A 22,083-nucleotide genomic window follows, 5' to 3' on the forward strand; every position below is an offset into this window, starting at 1 on the left:
TGCTTATATTATGGTAGAATGAGAGTTAAAGAGTTTTAGGAGGAAGAGAGGTAACCCCATGTCATTAAGAATGATAATCGGACGGTCGGGTAGCGGTAAAACATCGATGTTTTTTGATGAAATACGAGATCGGCTAGTGGAAGACCCGGAAGGTACACCAATTATATATATCGTTCCTGAGCAGATGACATTTTTATCTGAATATCGTTTGGCGACAGACTCAAACGTTGGGGGAATGATTCGCGCGCAGGTTTTCAGTTTTTCTCGTTTAGCATGGAGAATTCTGCAGGAAACAGGTGGAATCAGCCGTACGCATTTAAGCAGTGTCGGAATGAATATGTTAATTCGTAAAATCATTGATGACCAGAAAGAGAATTTGAAAATTTTTCAGCGGGCTGCTGATAAGAATGGCTTTGTTCAGCAGCTGGAACAAATGATTACCGAATTTAAGCGATACTGTCTTAGACCAGGGGAGTTGGTCCAGGAATCAGTCAAGTTTTGTTCTGGGGACACTTCTGCTACAAAAGTCTTACTCGATAAATTAAATGATTTAGAAATTATCTATACAAAATTTGAGGACGAAATCTTTGGTAAATATATAGATTCAGAAGATTACTTTCGCCTCTTAGCAGAGAAAATATCAGCTTCTTCATACTTAAAAGAGGCTGAAATCTATATCGATGGATTTTATAGCTTCACACCGCAGGAATATCTTGTCATGGCAGAACTAATGAAGCATTGTAAACGTATTTCCATCGCGATAACCTCAGATCGGTTATTCATTGATTCACCACCGGATGAGCTTGATTTGTTCCGCGCATCTGGTGAGATGTGTTACAACATTTATGATTTAGCCAAGATAAGCGGAATTGAGATGGAACAACCTATCATTCTCAAAGAACATAAAAAATGGAATCAGCCGTCCTTATGTCATTTAGAGGAAAAATTTGATGCACGCCCAGCCGTGGCATTTCATGGTGATACAGCAATTCAAATTAGCCAGGCAGTCAATCGAAGAGCTGAAATTGAAGGCATTGCCAGAGAAATTCGCGATGTGGTTCGAACAAGAGGGTACCGTTATCGGGATATCGCTCTCTTAATTAGAAATGGCGGGGATTATCATGAATTTGTTGAACCGGTTTTTGAAGATTATCAGATTCCTTATTTTATCGACCAGAAAAGGACGATGCTTAATCACCCGCTTATTGAATTAATCCGCTCGAGTCTTGAAGTGATTAACTCTTATTGGCGCTATGAACCTGTGTTTAGAGCGATAAAAACAGAATTATTATATCCCCTTCAGGAAAATCCCAATAAAATGCGTGAGAAGATGGACAGGCTGGAAAACTATTGTTTAGCCTATGGAATTAACGGGAGTAAGTGGACGAAAAAGGATCGCTGGGTTTACCGGCGCATAAGAGGACTTGAATTAACGGGAAATGTTCAAACCAATGTGGAAAAAGAGATGGAGCAAGAAATAAATGAATTAAAGCTTATGGTAACAGCGCCTATTTTGCGGCTGTCAAGAAGGTTGAAAAAAGCCGATACAGGACGGAAACTTTGTGAGGCCGTCTATTTATATTTAGAAGAATTAGATATCCCAGAGAAGCTTGAAAAATGGAAAATGACTGCAGAAGAAAAGGGCAATCTTGTAAAGATGCGGGAACACGAACAAGTGTGGAATGCAATCGTTGAACTTCTTGACCAATATGTTGAAATACTAGGGGAAGAGCAGGTTACGCTAAGAGAATTTGCTGCTATTTTTGAGGCAGGCTTCGAATCCCTGCATTTTTCGCTTATTCCCCCAGCACTTGACCAAGTTCTAATTGGTGATTTAGAAAAATCAAGGCTGAATGATATCAAAATTGTTTTCGTGGTTGGTATAAATGAAGGGGTATTACCGGCGAAAATTTCTGATGAAGGCATTCTTGCAGATGAAGACAGGGAGCTGCTATTAGCAGCAGGCATTAATGTTGCACCGAGCAGCCGAACCCGCTTGCTTGATGAAAACTTTCTTGCCTATAAAGCTTTTACGGCACCATCAGACATGCTTTATGTCAGCTATCCGCTTGCCAATGACGAAGGAAAAGCATTAATTCCTTCTTCCTATATTAAGAGGCTAAAGGATTTGTTCCCAGACATAAGCGAAGTGTATTCTGTTACAGACCCTGCTGAACTTGAAGAAGTTGATCAGTTAAGTTTTGTTTCTAATTTTACAACAACCTTGTCCTACCTAAACACACAGCTGCAATGGAAAAAACGAAACTATCCTATTTCTAGTCTGTGGTGGGATGTGTATAACTATTATCTGGAGAGTGCGTGGAAAAATAAGGCGCAAAAGGTGTTTTCAAGCCTTTATTATACAAATAAGACCGTCCAGCTTTCCAAAGAGGTTGCGGATGAATTATATGGTGAAACAATCCAGGCAAGTGTTTCAAGAATGGAATTATACAACGGTTGTGCATTTTCTCATTTTGCTCAGCATGGGCTGAAACTTCGTGAACGGCAAATTTTTCGCTTGGAAGCTCCTGACATTGGCGAACTATTCCATGCTGCATTAAAGCAGATTGCCGATATTGTCAATGAACAAAACATGTCCTGGGCTGAATTAAATCAACAGCAATGTGAAGAACTTTCTAAAGAGGCGATTAAGATATTAGCACCAAAGCTGCAAAACGAAATATTACTCAGTTCAGAACGCCATCATTATATTAAGCGAAAATTAGAGCAAATCATTACTCGCGCTTCTCTTGTCTTGAGTGAGCACGCGAAAGTGAGCGGTTTTTCACCAATTGGCTTAGAATTAGGTTTTGGCCCAAATGGAGAGCTGCCGCCATTAACCTTTTCGTTAAAAAATGGGAAAAGAATGGAGTTAGCTGGACGCATTGACAGGGTTGACAAAGCAAAAGCGGAAGATGACAGTGTCTTTTTACGGGTGATTGATTATAAATCGAGTGAGAAGGATGTCAATTTAACTGAAGTCTATTATGGTCTTGCCTTGCAAATGCTGACCTATCTGGATATTGTCGTAACTCATTCCAATAAACTTGTAGAGATGAAAGCTAGCCCTGCAGGTGTCCTTTACTTCCATGTTCATAATCCATTTATCAATACAAAGAAAATGTTGACTATAGAAGAAATCGAAATAGAAATAATGAAGAAGTTTAAAATGAATGGGTTAATGCTGAGTGACCAAAAAGTCATCCAGTTGATGGATCAAACGCTAGAATCTGGTGATTCACAAATTGTTGCAGCAGGAATTAAAAAAGATGGGAATTTATCTAAAAAATCAAAGGTAGCGAGTTTAGAGGAATTTGATCAATTAAGGAGCCACGTTCGTCATTTATATCAAAATACAGGTAATGCCATTGTCAATGGTCAAATCGATATTGCCCCATATAAATTAAAAGACAAAACACCATGTACATTTTGTGCTTATAAATCGGTTTGTCAATTTGATGAATCAATTGAAAGTAATCGTTATAGGATACTTACACCACATTCAAAGGAAGAAGTGTTAGGATTAATTGGAAAGGAGGTAACGAAAAATGAGTAAATTCATGATCCCTCCAAAACCAGAGGGGGTGACCTGGACAGACGACCAGTGGAAAGCGATTATGGCCAAGAATAAAGATATCCTTGTAGCGGCAGCGGCTGGGTCAGGGAAAACAGCGGTCCTTGTGGAAAGAATCATCCAAAAAATTCTTTCTTTGGAAGATCCGATAGATGTTGATGAATTGTTAGTCGTGACGTTTACAAATGCTTCCGCAGCAGAGATGCGGCATCGAATTGGGGAAGCGTTGGAAAAAGCAATCGATCAGGATCCAGGTTCCAGACATTTACGAAAGCAACTTAGCCTATTAAATAAAGCCTCAATTTCAACGCTGCATTCCTTTTGCATGGAGGTAATCCGTAAATATTATTATTTAATCGATATTGACCCAGGGTTCCGAATTGCCGATGAAACAGAGGCACAGCTAATCAGAGATGAAGTAATGGAAGAGCTGTTTGAAGAAGAATATGGAAAGAAAGATAATGTGGCCTTTTTTAATTTAGTTGATTCATTCACAAGTGATCGAAGTGATGCTGCACTAATGGATATTATTCGTTCCATATACGATTTTTCCAGTTCGAACCCTCAGCCAGAGCAATATTTACAATCTATTGTTTCAATGTATGACGTGCAAGAAGGAACAAATATAGAAAATCTGCCGTTTACCCAGGCACTTCTGTTTGATATCGAATTGCAATTAGATACTGCAAAAGACATGATTAAACGGGGATTGGAGCTAACTAAGCTGCCAAATGGTCCGGCACCTAGAGCAGAAAACTTTTTAGATGATTTACAAGTCATAGATACTCTTTTGCAGGCACAAAAGGATTCCTGGGGAACGCTGTATCAGGCGATGCAAACATGGTCTTTTTCAAGGGCTAAACAGGTAAAGGGTGACCATTTTGATAAGGAACTAACAGAGAAAGCCCAGAAGCTACGGGAAAAAGCAAAGAAAAAAATTCAGGATATAAAGGAAGAACTCTTTTCCCGGAAACCGGAAAGCTTTATACGAGATATGGATGAGATGCATCCATTAGTAAAAATGCTGGTTTATCTAGTAAAAGAATTTTCAAACCGATTCGAAAAAGTTAAAAAAGAAAAGGGTCTTGTTGATTATGCCGATTTAGAGCATAACTGCCTTGGGATTTTGACAAAAGGAGTCTCAGCAGATGGTGAATTTCTCCCATCAGAAGCAGCCCTTTCTTACCGCAGTCATTTTAAAGAAGTATATTGCGATGAGTACCAGGACACTAATATGGTGCAGGAAACCATTTTAAAACTTGTTTCGAAAGACGATGAAGCAAACGGGAATTTATTCATGGTTGGTGACGTCAAGCAGTCGATTTATCGCTTTCGTTTGGCTGAGCCGAATCTCTTTTTAAGTAAATATAATCGTTTTAACATTGATGGCATAGGATCGGGGCTGAGAATAGATTTAGCTCGTAATTTCAGAAGCAGGAATGAGGTACTTGATGCTACCAATTTTTTATTCAAACAAATCATGGGCGTTAAGGTTGGAGAAATAGAATACGACGATGCGGCAGAATTACGGAATGGAGCACCATATCCAGTTGAAGATTCATATCCCGTTGAATTAATGCTTATTGACCAAAACGCTGAAAGTGTGGAAACACCTGTTGATAATGAACCCGAAACAGAAGTGGTTGAATTTGATACAGCAGACCTTGAACAATCCCAGCTTGAAGCAAGGGTAATGGCATCAAAAATTAAAGAATTAGTGACAACAGCTTCACCTGTGTATAATACAAAAACAAAATCTCAAAGACCACTAATGTATCGGGATGTGGTAATTCTCCTCCGTTCAATGACCTGGGCTCCACAAATCATCGAGGAGTTCAAACAGCAAGGAATTCCTATTTATGCGAATTTATCTACCGGTTATTTTGAAGCAACAGAAGTATCCATTATGATGTCGCTGCTTCGGGTAATTGATAATCCATTCCAGGATATTCCGTTAGCATCAGTGTTACGTTCACCCATTGTCGGGTTAAACGAAGAAGAATTATCAAAAATTCGGATTCACAGTAAGCGTGGTTCGTTTTGGGAGGCGGTTTCTGCCTTTTGCCTTAGTAAGTCTGCTGATAATACAGAACCATTTTATGAAAAAGTCCGCAGTTTTTTTGACCTGTTACAAAACTGGCGCTCGTTGGCACGACAAGGATCCCTTTCAGAACTAATCTGGCAGTTATACCGTGATACTCAATTTTATGATTTTGTTGGAGGTCTGCCCGGTGGCAAGCAGCGTCAGGCAAACTTAAGAGCTTTATATGACAGGGCAAGGGTCTATGAACAAACCTCTTTCCGCGGGTTATTTCGCTTTTTACGTTTTATCGAGCGCATGATGGAGAGAGGAGACGATCTTGGGGCAGCAAGAGCACTTGGTGAACAGGAGGATGTTGTCCGTATAATGACGATCCATAGCAGTAAAGGGCTTGAATTTCCTGTTGTATTTATGGCAGGAATGGCAAGGAACTTTAATATGATGGATATCCGAAAGCCATACATGCTTGATAAAGAATATGGATTTGCAGCAAAGTATGTTAATGCAGAGAAGCGTATTTCTTATCCTTCTCTCCCGCAAATTGCGTTTAAGCGAAAAAAGAAAATGGAAATGCTTGCTGAAGAAATGCGCGTGTTATACGTGGCTATGACGAGAGCGAAAGAAAAGCTCTATGTAACAGCAACAATAAAGGATGCAGTGAAAACAATTGACCAATGGAATTCTGCTTCCGCTAATATGGAGTGGCTGTTAAAGGACTATGACCGGGCATCTGCAATGAGTTATATCGACTGGATTGGACCAGCCTTGATCCGTCATCAAGACTGCGGTGAATTAAGGGTTACAGGAAAAAATAATCCGCTTATTCCATCGGAAATTACTAACCATCCTTCATCTTGGAAAATTACATTAATAAGTGCCGAAGAAATCAAAAAACAGGAATTAGTAGTTGAAGCAGAAGAGGATTACTTCCTGGACAAGGTTCAAACAGTAGAAAAGGTCCCAACAGAATCTTCATTTGCAGAGGAAATAAAGTCTCGTCTAACATGGGAATATTCCTTTCCTGATGCCACAGTCCACCGCTCTAAGCAATCAGTATCGGAAATAAAACGCTTTTCGGAAATGAAGGATGAGCAAAGCGGAACAGATCTGGTTCGAAGGTATAAAAAGTCTATTTTAAAACGACCAAGGTTTATGCAGGAGAGACAATTAAGTCCAGCAGAGCGAGGGACAGCCATGCATATGGTAATGCAGCATGTGGATGTGACTAATCATGTTAGCGAAGAATCCATTCTTGAACAATTAAACTGGATGGTTCACAATGAATTGTTAACCCCAGAGCAGGCAGAAGTGATTGACAGTCAATTAATTGTTCAATTCTTCAACTCAGAATTAGGGCAAAGATACTTTAATGCCAAAGCTATTTACCGAGAAATTCCATTTACGCTTTCATTACCTGCAAGAGATGTTTACCCTAACTGGAAAGATCCAGATGAATCTGTATTTGTGCAAGGGATTATTGATTGTATCCTTGAGGATGAAAATGGCTTGGTACTCATTGATTATAAATCAGATGGAATAACTGACAGATATAAAGGCGGTATTCTTCAGGCAAAACCAATCCTCTTAGAAAGATATAGACTTCAGATTAATTTATATACAAAAGCAATTGAACAAATCTGGAAAAGAGATGTAGCAGAAAGATATTTATTTTTCTTTGATGGAGCCCACATTTTAAAAGTGGAAAGAGAATAAAAAAATGACATAGACCTTGATGGTTTATGTCATTTTTTAATTGTTCGCTGCAATCGGCTGGTCAATTACATTTGTATCGAGTACATTTGTGCCACTTAACCCATTATTCGTTACAATTAAGCCACCGGTGTTAAATCCCCCAGAGCCAGCGAATGTTTTCGTGGCGCTCTTTGGAGAGATATAAACGGTATCTCCGAATTGTACAATTCCTCCACCTACATTAATAATTTGTACTGGACCAATTATCGCTGGCATCAAAAACATCCTTTTCCATTTGAACTAACAAGGTTACAGTAGCATATGCATTTATAATATGTCTTGTTCATGACCTTCAAGCCGAAGCTGACGGATATGCTTAATTCTTGATTCCATCGATACATTTCGAGAGTTTCCAACATGTAAAATAGACGAAGATGAAACAGCAATAGCATTAATGTTATTCACTTTTATGATTGGGTTAATATTATGCTGTAAAAAAGACATTGTTTCAGTAATTGGCGACAGCGGTAAAGGTCTTGTAAAGATTGGATAGGAAGGAAAGTTGCCTTCGTCTCCGAAGAATATTTCTGCTTCCCTTTGAACTGCGAGGGCCCTAGAAAGTCCATTAATGATACTAGAATCCCCAAGCTGAATAACAGAACTGAAAGATACTAGCTTTACTTCGAGATGGTCTACGTTAGAGGTACGGGTCAGCATAGCCAGGGGTCACATCCCGTTTTAACGGAACAAGTGGCCCAATAATTAAAGATTCTGGTGGGGTGTCAAACGCTGATGTTAGTTGGATTGTTTCCGTGTCGCCCACCATAAATAACGAGGAGCTTGCGACCGCGGTGATACTTATGTTTTCGACATGCAGAACGCGGTTATAGACTTCAAAGTTCATTCCGTCTTCATTCCTTTCACATTCTCAGGTAAGTTAGTTAAAAAGACCATTACGCCACTTTGAATTTCCTGCTTTAGTGCTTCAATGACGATTGCCTCGATTGGAGGAGCATCATCATCCGAACGAACCTTCGCGGCGTTAGCTTTAAGATGATAGTCAATCCGACTGGGTAGCTGTTTAATAATATCCTCTTTGATAAAGGATAAGTAGGATTCATTTGAAGGTACTGCCATGCCCCTCTGAGCATCATCAATTATTTGCGGCAATTCCTTATCTAAATAGTCATGAATAGCCTCTTCAATTTTCATTGATACTCGCATTTGTTCTTTAGGAGAAAATGGGGTCTTTAATGATTGATTTTGTACGGCAAAGTCATCAATTCCAGACAAATCATTAGGATTTAAGCCAATACTTAACGTTCCTTCAAGTGTTTCAACCTTCAATTGATCAAATTTATATTCAATCTTATCAACATGGACCGTGGGCTTATCCCGTATTTGCATTACATCAGCTCTTAATTGTTGAATTGTCTGTTCTAAAGTTGCAATTCTCTTTTCTTGTGCCTGTATACACATCTGCAGCCATTGAAGATATTGGTAATAATCCTGATACAAGTAAATCACCTCGCCAGCGAATTGCCTTTTCACCTTGTGTTCTAACTATATGCACAAACTTATTTGGATTTACTTCTTTTTAACAAGTTCATAAAGCTGACAGGGATTTCCCATTATCTGGTGTTCATTTATTAACCTCTGACTGCAGCCTGTAAGGGAACTGAAGGTGCCAGTATCATTCCCTCAGGTTTTATTCCAGCTGGGGCAGGTTTTGTGAAGCCGCCCGTATTATATAGATTTGCTTGAGGCTTTATGATTCCGGCACTGCCAATTTGCAGGACTGAGGAATTGGTAAGACCGCCTATTTTTATAAAATTAATGTGAATGGACTGCTGGATATAAAAATTCATTTTGGATCACCCGTTAATTACATATTAAGGAAATTATTTTGATCAAGGACATCCGGATCAGAGGTATTCGTTGAACTTATTTTGTTGAGTACATCAACCTGATCGCCGGTGTTAAAGGAACCAGCTCCAGAAAATGTTTTGGCATTAGAAAATGGCATGATTTTATAGACATCGCCAATGTGGAAAATAGAGCTGCTTCCAAGTGTAATGACCTGTGCAACCCCAACAATCGCTGGCATGAGCAACACCCTTCGTTATTAATATCTTTTACATCTTATGAATGGGCGAATGTAATGTGAATCATTCGCCTAAATTATATTTGTTTGATCGTTCTTTTTATTTTATTCTATTAGTAGTGGATAAATGAACATAGGAGTGATTGTAAATGAAATTTGTAACAGTCAAACATAAAAATGAACATTTAGTCGGTTTACTAGATTCAGAAGAAACAAAAGTACTTTTACTAAATGCTGCAACAGAGGTAAGGACAGGGCAAAAAAAATTCCCTGCTTCTCTCTTGGAATGTATCGCCTTAGAAGAAAGCTTTCTCGAACAAGTAAATGATTTGCTTGATTGGGTAAAAGGTTCCGATAACACAGATGCTTTTTACATTCCACTTGAAGAGGTCACAATACTTGCTCCTATTCCAAAACCAACTAAGAATATCTTTTGTGTTGGAAAAAATTATGCTGACCATGCAATTGAAATGGGAAGTGCGGCAGATATTCCTGACCATGTGATGGTGTTTACCAAATCCCCAACAACAGTTATTGGACCAGATGAAAAAGTAATAAACCATCAAAAAATAACGAATCAACTTGATTATGAAGGAGAATTAGCCGTCATTATAGGGAAAAAAGGGCGGGCCATTAAAAAAGAAGAAGCACTTGACTATGTTTTTGGATATACGATTATTAATGATGTAACGGCAAGGGATCTACAATCAAGGCACAAGCAATTTTTTATCGGCAAAAGCTTAGATACTACCTGTCCAATGGGTCCTTGGATTGTTCATAAAAGCATGATTGAAAACCCTAATCAATTAAATATTGAGACTAAAGTAAATGGTGAGGTAAGGCAAAGTTCAAATACTAAAAATTTTATTTTTCCAGTAGAAGAAGTAATCTCTGTTTTGTCAGCTGGTATGACACTCGAACCAGGAGATATCATTGCCACCGGTACTCCAGCAGGTGTTGGCAAAGGCTTTAATCCGCCAAAATTTTTACGTCCTGGGGACATACTTGAAATCAATATTGAAAAGATTGGAACACTTAAGAATACCATTGAGGAAGGTTCGTTGTAATCGTTAATGTATCTTTCCAAGTTTGTTACTATATTTGAATCACTTTTTTCGTAATTACTAAAAGCCTATGGTATGATAGTGTCGATTAATTATACATAGGAGGGTAAAAAATGATTCATGGACATGTTACAGCATGGGTTTTAGCTCTGATTTTATTTTTCGTTGCACTTTCATTAAATAAAAGTGGGAAAGCCAAAGGATTTAAGATTGTTCAAATGATCTTACGAGTATTATACCTGCTAATTATTGCAACAGGCATAGGACTTCTTTTTTCAGTTTATAAGATCGATGTTTGGTATATTTTAAAAGCGGTTGCAGGTTTATGGGTAATCGGATTGTTTGAAATGATTCTCGGCCGGGTGGCAAATAACAAAAGTACCTCCGTTTTTTGGATTCAATTTATCATTGCATTTTTGCTTGTGTTATATTTAGGCTTTGAAAAATTACCAATGTCAATTTTCAATGTATAAGCTAATTTTTAAAAATAAAGGCTGTCCTAGGGCAGCCTTCTTTTTTTAAAAATATACTATAACTGGCGTGACAACTTTAACCTGCGGTTTTAATATAAAAATTAAGGAGAGGGGAGAGGATCAATTTGCTAGTAAAGGTGTTTGCAAATCTTCGGCAAATATGCGGCGGGGTAACAGTTGAGGTTCAGCCTGATGGGGATCGGGTAATAGATGTGCTTGATAAAATGGTGGAAATGTTTCCAGATTTACGAGATGAAATTTTTACCCTAGAAAAAGAGCTGCTACCGTTTGTTCATGTATATATAAACGGAAGGAATATCATCCATCTCGCGGAACTTCAAACGAAGGTCTGTGAAGAAGATCAATTTGCTCTATTTCCCCCTGTTGCAGGCGGCTAATATGGTGGAAAGAAAGTTAGAGTTTCGTGGAATTAGTAAGGAGCATCTTGGTATGTATTTCATGGAGCTCGGTGCGAAACAGGTGACGGATTCGTTTCCCTTCGTATACGAGGGAGATGGATGGAATGGACAGATTTTATCGGAAGCGGAAATATCCTTTACCGCAACATTTAAGGTAAGTGCTATACAGGTTTGTTTTCGTGCAGACAAGGAGAAAGTACTTGAAGATTTAATCAAAAAATACCGCTACAAAACAACTAGAATTGGTGGATAATAAAGAAGGCTTCTGCAACTCTAATTGCAGAAGTCTTCTTCATTTTTTATACTAATTGATTTTCAGCGTCGATAATGCCTAATTCACGCAGCTTTTCATTTGGTACAAGACCATCTTTCCAGCCGCGTACTTGATAGTATTCTTCGAGCATAATATCCATACGGCTTACATATCCGGTACTGTTTCCAGATGCAGGTTCTTTTGTAAAGCGATCTGGAAGGAAATCATCTTCGCGTCTATTAAATCCAGCTAGGTTATTATAATAACGCTCTAAGTTATAAATTCTTTCTCCAGCCCTCATCACGTCATCAGCCGTCATTGGGACGCCCGTCATTGCACTATATTGCTCAGCATAATGCTCGGCATTTTCAGAGAAGGAAGAGAACTTACAAATATTCATAGAATCAGAGAACGCAAGCATATCTTGGAATACTTTTAATAGTTCACCTTTACCTTCTGGTTTCAGGCGATCTGTTGGTTCTGGAATACCGGCAATTTCACTTGCAACTGTATAGCCGCGCAGGTGGCAGGCACCACGGTTACTTGTTGCATAGCCAAGTCCGATACCTTGAATTCCACGTGGGTCATAGGCTGGAATCGACTGACCTTTAACAGACATTGAAAGTTCAGGTGCACCCCAATAGGCAGCCGCACGTGCAGGACCTTCAGCAAGTACCCCGCCGAAGCCTTCACGGTATGCGATTTTCCTCGTCAATTCTATCATGGAATCGGCGTCGCCCCAGATCAGTTCTTCAGAAATGATGCCTTTTTCAAAAGCTTCCATTGTTACAGAGAAGGCGTGCCCTAGTTCAATTGTATCAAGACCGTACTCATTGCAACGGTTTATTAAATAAGAAATCGCTTCAGCATCACTTAATAGACAATTGGAGCCAAGGGACCATGCGGATTCAAATTCAATGCTTTCCACTCGTGTCTTGTATTTTCCATCCTTAACTTCAACTTCTATTTTACAGCCAACGGGGCATGCATGACAGGTATTGTTAGCAACACGTAAATGCGAATTAACATATTCACCGCTGTGCTTTTCGGCTTCATCCCAATGAGTGAATTGTGAGTTTTTAGTTGGCAGTGCTCCAACCTCGTTAATTAGGTTTGTTAACACATTTGTACCATAAACGGATAATCCGCCTTTATTTGGTGCCGTTAAGCCGCCTTCGAGAATCGCTTTAACTGCCTTTTTGTTGGCTTCTTTATATTCGCCATCTAATTTGGCTACAGGCATATTTCCCTTTTGGGCTGCTTTGATGACAATCCCCTTTAATTTTTTATATCCTGCAACTGCAGCTGTACCACCGCGGCCTGCTGCACGGTCATGTTCATTAATAAACGAAGCGAAACGAACAGTGTTTTCTCCAGCTTGACCAATCGTCATGACGCTTAAATCTTCTTCACCGTATTGCTCTTTCATTTCCTTAATAAATGCTCTAGTGCTCGTTCCCCACAAATTTGAAGCATCGCGAAGTTCTGCTTTACCGTCTGCAATATAAAGATAAACAGGCTTGTCACTTTTTCCTGAGAAAATAAGATTATCGATTCCTGCCCATTTTAGACGAGCAGCAGTCCATCCACCAATATGGGAGTCGGTAACAGTTCCTGTAAGTGGAGATTTTGTGACTACACAAAGACGTCCACTCATAGAAGACCGTGAGCCTGTGACAGGACCGGTCATAAAACATAAAATGTTTTCTGGAGATAATGGTTCAACTTCAGGACCATTATCTAATACATACTTAACCCCTAGGCCGCGGCCGCCAATGTACTTTTTCGCATCGCTTTCATTAATGGCTCTGTAATTAATTGTTCCGGTTGTTAAATCAACTAATACTTCATTATTTTTAAAACCGCCAAGATTCATAGGATTTCCCCTCTTTCCTATTATTATTAATTAATACTAATCTCATATTTTATTTGATATAAAACAGAGAAATTCCACAACTTAGTTATTTACCCAATATTTATTATACACTTTTTGCAATATTTTTAAAATTAAATTTCTAATCACAAGAATAAGATGATAATTTGGTAAGATGATAGTGTATCCTTTGCGAAGAATAATTAAAAGTTATGATAGAAAAGAGGAAATTTATGAGTAACTTAGAACGGTATTCAAGACAAATCCTTTTTCAAGGGATTGGGGAAGATGGTCAACGGAAATTGCTGAAGAGCCGCGTTGTTGTTGTCGGGGCTGGTGCACTTGGTACCGTGATTGCTAACCATCTTGTCCGCTCCGGTGTCGGCAACATAAGGATGATTGATAGAGACCTTGTGGAAATGTCAAATCTGCAGCGGCAAACGCTGTTTGATGAAGAAGATGCAATACTACATCTTCCTAAGGCCGTTGCTGCACAAAATAGACTAAATAAAATTAATTCGACCGTGACAGTTGAAGCAGTAATCGCGGATTTGAATCTGGACAATGCAGAAGAATTATTATCAGGGTTTGATGTAATTGTGGATGGGACAGACAACTTTATGACGCGTTTCTTAATTAATGATGTTGCAGTAATGTTTGAAACCCCTTGGGTTCACGGAGCAGCTGTAAGCTCGCGAGGGATGTTTGCGGTCATTAAACCAGGGGTAACCCCTTGCTACCGTTGTCTTTTTCCGCATGTCCCAACTGGTACCGGTGAAACATGCGATACGGTTGGTGTTTTGTCCCCCTTAACGGATATTATTGGCTCCTTTCAAGCAATGGAAACGATAAAGCTATTGGTGGGGGCAGAAACCACCTCTAATCTGGAGCAAATCGATGTTTGGGATGTTTCCTCGATGCAGATGGATATATCACAGGGGAGAAATCCCAATTGCCCTGCTTGTGCGAAGGGTCAATTTGAATTTCTAGATCGTTCCTCCGGACAACAGGTAGTATATACGACCCTGTGCGGCCGAGATACAGTCCAAATCAATCCAAGGAAAAAGAGCGATCTGGATTTAAAAAAGGCAGCCGAGGCCCTCAGAAAGAGTGGAAGGGTTTTGGGAAATGAATTTTTACTCCGCTTTTCACCAGAAGAGGACATATCCATTGTTGTATTTAAAGAATCCCGCGTACTTATCCATGGTACAAATGATGTTACAAGAGCAAAAATGCTCTATTCTAAATATATCGGGAACTAAATTATTTTACCAATAGAAAAAGGTGTGGATGATGCCACACCTTTTTCTTAAAAGTTAGAAAGTATTAATTTCGACTTTAATGAATTGTCCAGCTCGGTATTTGAGCTTTTCTTATGAAATCATTTTTTCTATGATTAGCCGTTTGCCGGTATTTAAGGTGAATTCAAATCGATCATTGACTTTTTCGTAATAACAAAAATGATGCTGTACATTACAAATCTGCTCTTGATTGTCAAATACCATAAAATTTACACCGTCTTTTCGATGCTCATCCGATAAGAAGGATAAATGGTTATAACAATAGATGCAATCGTAAATCGAAAAGTTTAATGAGTTTAATGTCGTAATAAATTGGAAAAAAGCATCATCGTTAACTCCATCTAATAGTCTTTCTAGGGAGAAAATTAAATGTTTCCTCATTCTAATTGTATCGTGATCTCGAAGCATAATCGCTTCCTTCCCACAAAAAATTTTTCCCGGTTCATTTAATATTCCTTTTTTCCAGCGGTTCAAGCGGAAGATTTCAATTTCTTGATGAACAAAATCATCTAACATCGTAGCTTCCTCGGTCTCTTCATCGAAGAAAATCCATTGATCGTTTATTTGTTCCACTGTTCCCTGGTTATATGCTCGTTGTTGATAATCATATAGTTTTTGTCTTTGTTGTCGATTCATCGTCTACCTCCGTACACAGTTGCTTTCATCATCCTTTTTAGACATCTTCCTGATAATTTATAACCTTGTTATATTAAAAAATATAAGTATTAGATTTCTTAGAATTATAAAATAGCCTTACAAATCTGCTATTGCGTTTCTTATATGGGACAATTAACCATTTTACCTGGGCTGAATACAATAGAACATGAATCAAATGTACATTAATTTGATTGTAAGGGAGTGAGATGTCAATGTGCGGAATCTCGGGCTGGGTTGATTTTGAACATCCTATAAGAAACGAAACAGAAACACTAAATAAAATGGTAAATACTTTGGCAAAAAGGGGCCCTGATGAAACCAACATCTGGTTGGATACACATGTTGGTTTTGGCCATAAGAGGCTAATTGTTGTCGACCCTGAAGGGGGAAGGCAGCCCATGACCAAGCATAAAGAAGGTTATGATTACACCATTTGCTACAACGGGGAATTATATAACACTGAAGATATCCGCAAAATACTCCATACTAAAGGATATTCCTTTAGAGGTCATTCTGATACAGAAGTCCTGTTAACTGCCTATATAGAATGGGCGGAGGAGTGCGTGAATTATTTAAACGGTATCTACGCCTTTGCCATTTGGGATTGTAAAAGAGAACAACTCTTTATTGGACGAGATCGTCTTGGGGTGAAACCACTATTTTTTACAGAACACAAGAAAGGAATTATCTTTTCTTCGGAGTTGAAGGCAATTCTTGCCCATCCGGAAATCAAGACAGAAATTGATCAAAAGGGACTTGCAGAAATTTTTGGGGCAGGGCCGTCAAGGGCTCCGGGGTCAGGTGTATTTAAAGGAATGAAAGAGCTTAGACCCGCCCATGCCCTCACATTCTCAAAAAATGGTTTGAGGATTTGGCGTTATTGGAATGTCAAAAGTGAAGAACATAAGGAGAGTGTGGAAGAAACAGCAGAAAAGGTGCGTTATTTAGTAACCGATGCTGTAATGAGACAGCTTGTTTCTGATGTACCCTTATGTACCTTCTTATCAGGAGGGCTTGATTCCAGTATTATCACGGCCATAGCTGCAAAGGGTTTCAATGAACAGGGAAAAGGGCAGCTTCATACTTATTCAATTGATTATGAAGGAAATGACCAATATTTTGCTTCGAATGAATTTCAGCCGGATGCTGACGAGAGATTCATTCAAATGATAATAGATGAATTTAATACCAAACATGATAACAAAACCATATCTCAACAACAGCTTGTAAATGATTTGATAGAAGCAACACATGTCAGAGATTTTCCTGGAATGGCAGATGTGGATTCCTCGTTACTATGGTTTTGTAAAGAAATTAAAAAGGACTTCGTTGTCAGCCTTTCAGGAGAATGCGCCGATGAGATTTTTGGCGGATACCCATGGTTTCACCGTAAGCAAGATCTTGATCGGCCGGGTTTTCCGTGGATGCGATCAGTCGATGAAAGGCAAAGTTTATTAAAATCGCATTGGCAGAAAAAATTAAAGTTAAAAGATTATAGCGTGGAACAATATGCCCTAGCAATTGCTGAGACGCCTAAATTGGAAGGGGAAAGTTTAGCAGAGGCGAAGCGAAGAGAATTATTTTATATAAATATGACTTGGTTCATGACGACATTACTTGATCGAAAAGATCGAATGAGTATGGGGGCAAGTCTCGAAGTTAGGGTCCCATTTGCTGATCACCGTCTTGTGGAATACGTATGGAATATACCATGGGAGATGAAGATGTATCGAGGAAGGGAAAAAGGAATTCTTCGTAAAGCTTTTGAGGGGATCATCCCTGAGCAGGTTCTTTACCGAAAGAAAAGCCCTTATCCAAAAACACATAATCCGGAATATACATTGGCCATCAAAAAATGGATGAAGACAATTATACAAGATAAGTCCTCGATATTACATGAATTTTTTCAAAAGGAACGGTTAGAAAGGATCGTTGAGTCTGGAGGAAGTTCCTTTAAAGAGCCATGGTTTGGCCAGCTGATGTCAGGACCTCAATTATTGGCCTATCTTGTGCAGCTTCACACATGGTTTGAGGATTACACTATTAACATAGTGGATTAGATTCAAAACAACAATAGGATGGTACGATTTTATTATTAATTTCCAGATAATATTTGGAATAAAAACCTTATTAGATTAAAATAAGTATTGGGAAGAGGGACTTACCTCTTCCTTTTTTAGAGGAGGATGGTTATGAAAAAAATTACAGTCTTTTTAATTACGTTTTTACTATTATCAGCACTTCCTGTACAAGCTGCTGTAGAAAAGAAAGATAGGCAGTGGCAGGATGAATCCGTGTATTCCATTATGATTGACCGCTTCAACAATGGGGATACAAAAAATGATATCGATGCGAATGCAAAAGATCCTTATGTCTATAATGGCGGTGATTTTCAAGGAATTATTGACAAATTAGATTACATACAAGATATGGGGTTTACAGCCATTCGTTTAACTCCAATCTTTGATAATTCTAAAAATGGGTATCATGGCTATTGGGTGAATGACTTTTATAAAGTGGACGAGCATTTTGGATCCATTAAAACGTTCCAAAAGCTTGTAAAAGAAGCTCATAAGCGAAAAATGAAAGTGTTAATTGATTTTGTCACTAATAACACTGCAGCCAACCACCCTTGGGTAAATGATCCAAGCAAACAAGAATGGTTTCATAAAAAACAGGATATCAATGATTGGAATAATCAGGAGCAGGTTGAAAATGGCTGGGTCGATGGACTGCCTGACTTAAATCAGGACAACCCTGAAGTTAAAAAATACTTAATTAATACTGCAAAATGGTGGATTAAAGAAACAGATGTGGATGGATATAGTCTGCCAGAGGTCAATCATGTTCCACTAAGCTTTTGGAATGATTTTTCAACGGAGATAAAGAAAGAGAAAAAGGACTTTTTTCTCTTAGGCGTTATGTCTGAAAAAACGGCTATTGACTTGAATAAATATCATAATGCAGGAATTGATAGCTTATTTGATTACACCCAAAGTGAGAAATTAAGAAAGGCCTTTGAAACGACAAATCAACCTTTTAGTCCTCTTAACCCTGCTTTTGATAGTTCTCAAAAACCATCCGGGTTAACGGCGAATTTTTTTGATAATGAGTATACGGTAAGATTTACCAAAGATATTGTGGATCAGAGACAGTTCCCAGGTTCTCGGTGGAAAACGGCACTAACCTACGTTTATACGACTCCAGGAATTCCTATTTTTTATTATGGGACTGAAATTGCATTAAATGGAGGAGAAATTCCTGATAACCGTCGGCAAATGAATTTTCGTACGGAAAAAGAGCTAATTGACTATATTACCAAGCTTGCCGAGCAGCGAAACCAGCTTCCTTCCTTAACAAGAGGAAAAATGGAAGTGCTTTATGATAAAGGCGGAATGGTGGTTTATAAACGTGTCTATAAAGGGGAAACATCGGTTGTTGCGATAAACAATTCGACTAAATCACAAAAAGTTATTTTAACAGACGAGCAGTTAGCGGATGGCAAGGAGCTTCGTGGTTTACTCGGAGGAGATCTTGTACGTAGTCGTGACCATCAATATATTCTTATCACTGACCGTGATAATTCTGAGATATATGTATTGACAGAAAAAAGTGGAATAAATATTTCACACATTGCTTCGTTAATCACTGTTCTCATCTTGGTGTTTATCTTCCTTTTCTTGATCATTAAGAGAAGTAAAAATAAAGTGATAGAATAATACAGCGCATCGGCGGAGGTTCTGCCGATGCGTTGTTTTTACCCATTAACAATTGTCCCGCCATTTACGTGGATCATTTGACCGCTAACATATGTAGAGTCATCCGATGCTAAGAAAACATAGGCAGGTGCAAGTTCAAACGGCTGTCCGGCTCTTCCCATTGGGGTAGTTGATCCGAAAGTAGCTACCTTATCAGCGGTAAATGTCGATGGGATTAACGGAGTCCAAATAGGTCCCGGTGCTACACCATTAACACGAATTTCCTGTAGTGTGAGTGATTTTGCCAACGAACGTGTAAAGGAAACAATTGCTCCTTTTGATGCGGAGTAATCAAGTAATTGTTCATTACCTTCGTAAGCTGTAATTGAAGTGGTATTAATAATGGAAGCTCCTTTCTTTAAATAAGGCAGGGCCATTTTTGTCATATAAAAATAGGAGAAAATATTGGTTCGAAATGTTTTTTCCAGCTGAGCGGATGTAATGTTCAGTAGACTTTGCTGTGGATGCTGCTCCGCTGCATTGTTTACAAGGATATCAAGCTTACTAAATTGAGCAATGGTTTTATGAACAATCTCCTTACAAAAGTCTTCATTTCCGATATCACCCGCAAAAAGGAGACAGCTGCGTCCTTCGGCTTCGATAAGCTTCTTTGTTTCCTCGGCATCTTGATCTTCTTCTAAATATACAACTACAACATCCGCACCCTCTTTGGCAAAATAAATAGCAACTGATTTTCCAATTCCACTATCGCCACCAGTAATAATGGCCGTTTTACCAGTTAATTTTCCCCCAGCCCTATAATTGGGGTCAACAGAAATTGGAAGAGGATTCATTTCATTTTCCACACCGGGCTGATGATTCTGATGCTGTGGTGGGAATGTCTGCTTTTGTTTCTTTTGATTGTTGCTCATTTACTAAAACCTCCGTGACTTTATTCATTTGTTAGTTTTAGATAAATGAGTCAAATTATGAATAAAAAAGGCATTAAGGATCATCGTCCTTATGCCTTGTTTATTATCGATAATTGATGAATTGAACATCGATGCTAAGGTCTGCTTCACGTATCAAAGAGATAATTTTTTGCAAATCATCTCGGCTCTTACCGCTGACACGGACTTGATCGTCCTGCACCTGACTTTTCACTTTAACACCACTATTTTTAATAATCGTATTAATTTTTTTGGCATTATCTTTATCGATCCCTTGGGCAATTTTAGCTCTTTGACGAACTGTGCCTCCTGATGCTTTTTCAATTTTTCCATAATCAAGATTTTTAACGGGAACGCCTCTTTTGAATAATTTGCCAAACAATACATCCTTTAATTGATCCAATTTATATTCGTCATCAGAGATGAGGACAAGTTCCTCTTTATCAAGTGAAACTTCACTTTTACTTCCTTTAAAATCGTAGCGTGTTCCAATTTCTTTCATAGTTTGCGTAATCGCATTAGTGACTTCAGAAAAGTCAACTTTGGATACAATATCAAATGAGCTATCTTTCGACATACCATTACCTCCATTTTTTACTTATTAGTAGGGTACGTCCCCCTGCAAAAGTTTCCCTTTATGGCTATATTATAGTAAAATATAGCAGTTCAAACAAGAAGAGAAAGCGGAAGCGCCTTCGGAACAAGCACAGCCTGTTCCTGCGGAGATTACTCGAAGAAGCTTTCCTTAGTGTTCAGGGGCTTATGACCCAATCTTCTAGTGCAGAAGCTAGACAGTAATCAATTATAAAAAAAGCTTTTAAAAATTTTTGGGAAAATCTCCGAAAAAAGAAAAGGGGAGTTATATATGTCGCTTAAAGAACTTATAGGTCAAACAACTACTCTTACTGTTGCACGAATAGCTGATTTTGGCTATTTTTTAACAGATGGAAATGAAGATGTTTTGCTCCATATTAATCAAGCACAACAAGAATTAACAGAAGGTGATCAAATCGAAGTCTTCTTATATGTGGATTCACAAGGGAGAATCTCCGCTTCGATGACAATACCAGAAATTTCTGTTGGAAGTTATGGATGGGTTAAGGTTACTGATACGAACCCGAAAATAGGCGTTTTTTTAAATATTGGACTGCCGAAAGATATTTTGTTGGGTGCAGATGACCTTCCTGCCCATCATTCAGTTTGGCCGAATCCAGGGGATTTAATCTATATTACTTTAAGAGTAAATCGCAATAATCTTATTTATGCAAAGCTGGCGAGTGATCAAGTTATTCAATCCATTTCAGTCAAAGCAACTAGAAAAGATTTTAACAAAAATGTACAAGGACATATTTACCGGACAGCCAAGGTGGGAAGCTGGGTTTATACGATTGAAGGCTTTAAAGGATTTATTCATGAATCACAGCGCGGGAAAGAGCCCCGTTTAGGCGAAAAAATAGAAGGGCGGGTTATTGACGTCAAGGAAGATGGAACGATAAACGTTTCCTTGCTTGCAAGAAAAGAGGAATCACAAGATCTGGATGCAGCTAGAATTTACGAGTATTTAATGAGTAGAAATGGTGCAATGCCGTATAGCGATAAAAGTATGTCCGAGGATATTCAAGAACGATTTGGCTTAAGTAAAGGGGCATTTAAACGTGCTCTCGGAAAGCTTATGAAAGAAGGTAAAGTATATCAAGAAGGCAGCTGGACATATGAGAAAAAAGATTAACGAATTTGTTACATACTCTTTTTCATTATGATTACAATAAAGATTGCAAGGAATATTGAAAGGAGTACAAATATGTCACACACTACTGATAATGATAAAAAAGCAAAAGACAATAATGCTCTTCACCACGAAAAGAATATGATGCGTGAAAAAAATCGTCAGGCAGGGAAAAATCAATACTCAAAGAAAACTGATCATAAATAATAAGAGTGAGGTGCCTGACTAAACTGGCACCTCACTCTTTATTAATAATTA

General features: G+C 38.5%; 21 protein-coding genes. 11 read left to right on the forward strand and 10 right to left on the reverse strand.

What is annotated here, in order from left to right:
- Positions 1-58 precede the first annotated feature (58 nt).
- A complete protein-coding gene (gene addB, locus QNH20_RS07295; protein WP_283922231.1) occupies positions 59-3,556 on the forward strand; it encodes a helicase-exonuclease AddAB subunit AddB in 3,498 nt (1,165 codons plus the stop codon).
- Entirely contained in the window at positions 3,549-7,328 is a 3,780-nt protein-coding gene (addA, locus tag QNH20_RS07300) for a helicase-exonuclease AddAB subunit AddA (protein ID WP_283922232.1), read from the forward strand. Before addB ends, addA begins: the two co-directional genes overlap by 8 nt.
- A gap of 36 nt (positions 7,329-7,364) precedes the next feature.
- Here addA and QNH20_RS07305 read toward each other — a convergent pair whose 3' ends face one another.
- The 6 genes from QNH20_RS07305 to QNH20_RS07330 form a co-directional block, all read right to left on the reverse strand.
- A complete protein-coding gene (locus tag QNH20_RS07305; RefSeq protein WP_283922233.1) occupies positions 7,365-7,583 on the reverse strand; it encodes a spore germination protein in 219 nt (72 codons plus the stop codon).
- Positions 7,584-7,634: 51 nt separating this feature from the next.
- Positions 7,635-8,024, reverse strand: a complete 390-nt coding sequence (locus QNH20_RS07310; RefSeq protein ID WP_283922234.1) for a spore germination protein GerPE — start codon at positions 8,022-8,024, stop codon at positions 7,635-7,637.
- Positions 8,005-8,211, reverse strand: a complete 207-nt coding sequence (locus QNH20_RS07315; protein ID WP_283922235.1) for a spore gernimation protein GerPD — start codon at positions 8,209-8,211, stop codon at positions 8,005-8,007. Before QNH20_RS07315 ends, QNH20_RS07310 begins: the two co-directional genes overlap by 20 nt.
- Positions 8,208-8,825, reverse strand: a complete 618-nt coding sequence (gene gerPC / locus QNH20_RS07320; RefSeq protein WP_283922236.1) for a spore germination protein GerPC — start codon at positions 8,823-8,825, stop codon at positions 8,208-8,210. The genes QNH20_RS07315 and gerPC overlap by 4 nt, the downstream gene beginning before the upstream one ends.
- Before the next feature lie 131 nt (positions 8,826-8,956).
- The gene (locus QNH20_RS07325; RefSeq protein WP_283922237.1) at positions 8,957-9,175 is read right to left on the reverse strand and encodes a spore germination protein GerPB; all 219 of its coding nucleotides are present in this window, start codon (positions 9,173-9,175) and stop codon (positions 8,957-8,959) included.
- A gap of 17 nt (positions 9,176-9,192) precedes the next feature.
- Entirely contained in the window at positions 9,193-9,414 is a 222-nt protein-coding gene (locus QNH20_RS07330) for a spore germination protein (protein ID WP_283922238.1), read from the reverse strand.
- 146 nt (positions 9,415-9,560) lie between these two features.
- On the opposite strand from QNH20_RS07330, the gene QNH20_RS07335 reads away from it, so the two are divergent.
- The 4 genes from QNH20_RS07335 to QNH20_RS07350 all read left to right on the forward strand — a co-directional run bounded on the left by QNH20_RS07335 (position 9,561) and on the right by QNH20_RS07350 (position 11,620).
- Positions 9,561-10,478, forward strand: a complete 918-nt coding sequence (locus QNH20_RS07335; protein WP_283922239.1) for a fumarylacetoacetate hydrolase family protein — start codon at positions 9,561-9,563, stop codon at positions 10,476-10,478.
- A gap of 110 nt (positions 10,479-10,588) precedes the next feature.
- Complete coding sequence (locus QNH20_RS07340) at positions 10,589-10,948, forward strand: YisL family protein (RefSeq protein WP_283922240.1); 360 nt, start codon at positions 10,589-10,591, stop codon at positions 10,946-10,948.
- Positions 10,949-11,073: 125 nt separating this feature from the next.
- Positions 11,074-11,346, forward strand: coding sequence for a ubiquitin-like small modifier protein 1 (locus QNH20_RS07345; protein WP_283922241.1), 273 nt, complete (start codon positions 11,074-11,076; stop codon positions 11,344-11,346).
- A gap of 1 nt (position 11,347) precedes the next feature.
- Positions 11,348-11,620, forward strand: coding sequence for a MoaD-like domain-containing protein (locus QNH20_RS07350; RefSeq protein WP_283922242.1), 273 nt, complete (start codon positions 11,348-11,350; stop codon positions 11,618-11,620).
- 46 nt (positions 11,621-11,666) lie between these two features.
- Here the strand turns inward: QNH20_RS07350 and QNH20_RS07355 are convergent, their stop codons facing one another.
- Complete coding sequence (locus QNH20_RS07355; protein ID WP_283922243.1) at positions 11,667-13,496, reverse strand: aldehyde ferredoxin oxidoreductase family protein; 1,830 nt, start codon at positions 13,494-13,496, stop codon at positions 11,667-11,669.
- 230 nt (positions 13,497-13,726) lie between these two features.
- On the opposite strand from QNH20_RS07355, the gene QNH20_RS07360 reads away from it, so the two are divergent.
- Positions 13,727-14,755 carry a ThiF family adenylyltransferase gene (locus QNH20_RS07360; protein WP_283922244.1) on the forward strand — a complete coding sequence of 343 codons (1,029 nt, stop codon included), beginning with the start codon at positions 13,727-13,729 and terminating at the stop codon, positions 14,753-14,755.
- 111 nt (positions 14,756-14,866) lie between these two features.
- On the opposite strand, the gene QNH20_RS07365 is transcribed toward QNH20_RS07360, so the two are convergent.
- Positions 14,867-15,430: a DUF2777 domain-containing protein gene (locus tag QNH20_RS07365; RefSeq protein ID WP_283922245.1), complete on the reverse strand. Its 564-nt coding sequence runs from the start codon at positions 15,428-15,430 to the stop codon at positions 14,867-14,869.
- A gap of 233 nt (positions 15,431-15,663) precedes the next feature.
- Between QNH20_RS07365 and asnB the strand changes: the two genes are divergently transcribed.
- Together asnB and QNH20_RS07375 are read left to right on the forward strand one after the other, a co-directional pair.
- Positions 15,664-17,511, forward strand: a complete 1,848-nt coding sequence (gene asnB, locus QNH20_RS07370; protein ID WP_283922246.1) for an asparagine synthase (glutamine-hydrolyzing) — start codon at positions 15,664-15,666, stop codon at positions 17,509-17,511.
- A 132-nt stretch (positions 17,512-17,643) separates the two neighbouring features.
- Positions 17,644-19,170 (forward strand): alpha-amylase family glycosyl hydrolase, encoded by a 1,527-nt coding sequence (locus tag QNH20_RS07375; protein ID WP_283922247.1) that lies wholly within the window; start codon positions 17,644-17,646, stop codon positions 19,168-19,170.
- A 38-nt stretch (positions 19,171-19,208) separates the two neighbouring features.
- Here the strand turns inward: QNH20_RS07375 and QNH20_RS07380 are convergent, their stop codons facing one another.
- Complete coding sequence (locus QNH20_RS07380; protein ID WP_283922248.1) at positions 19,209-20,081, reverse strand: SDR family oxidoreductase; 873 nt, start codon at positions 20,079-20,081, stop codon at positions 19,209-19,211.
- A gap of 103 nt (positions 20,082-20,184) precedes the next feature.
- Positions 20,185-20,676, reverse strand: coding sequence for a YajQ family cyclic di-GMP-binding protein (locus QNH20_RS07385; protein ID WP_283922249.1), 492 nt, complete (start codon positions 20,674-20,676; stop codon positions 20,185-20,187).
- A gap of 288 nt (positions 20,677-20,964) precedes the next feature.
- Here QNH20_RS07385 and QNH20_RS07390 point away from each other — a divergent pair, with 288 nt between their 5' ends.
- Both QNH20_RS07390 and QNH20_RS07395 read left to right on the forward strand, forming a co-directional pair.
- Positions 20,965-21,828: a CvfB family protein gene (locus tag QNH20_RS07390; protein ID WP_283922250.1), complete on the forward strand. Its 864-nt coding sequence runs from the start codon at positions 20,965-20,967 to the stop codon at positions 21,826-21,828.
- 72 nt (positions 21,829-21,900) lie between these two features.
- Positions 21,901-22,032 carry a DUF3941 domain-containing protein gene (locus QNH20_RS07395; RefSeq protein WP_283922251.1) on the forward strand — a complete coding sequence of 44 codons (132 nt, stop codon included), beginning with the start codon at positions 21,901-21,903 and terminating at the stop codon, positions 22,030-22,032.
- Positions 22,033-22,083 lie beyond the last annotated feature (51 nt).

This window comes from Neobacillus sp. WH10 (assembly GCF_030123405.1).
Classification (GTDB): Bacteria; Bacillota; Bacilli; order Bacillales; family Cytobacillaceae; genus Neobacillus.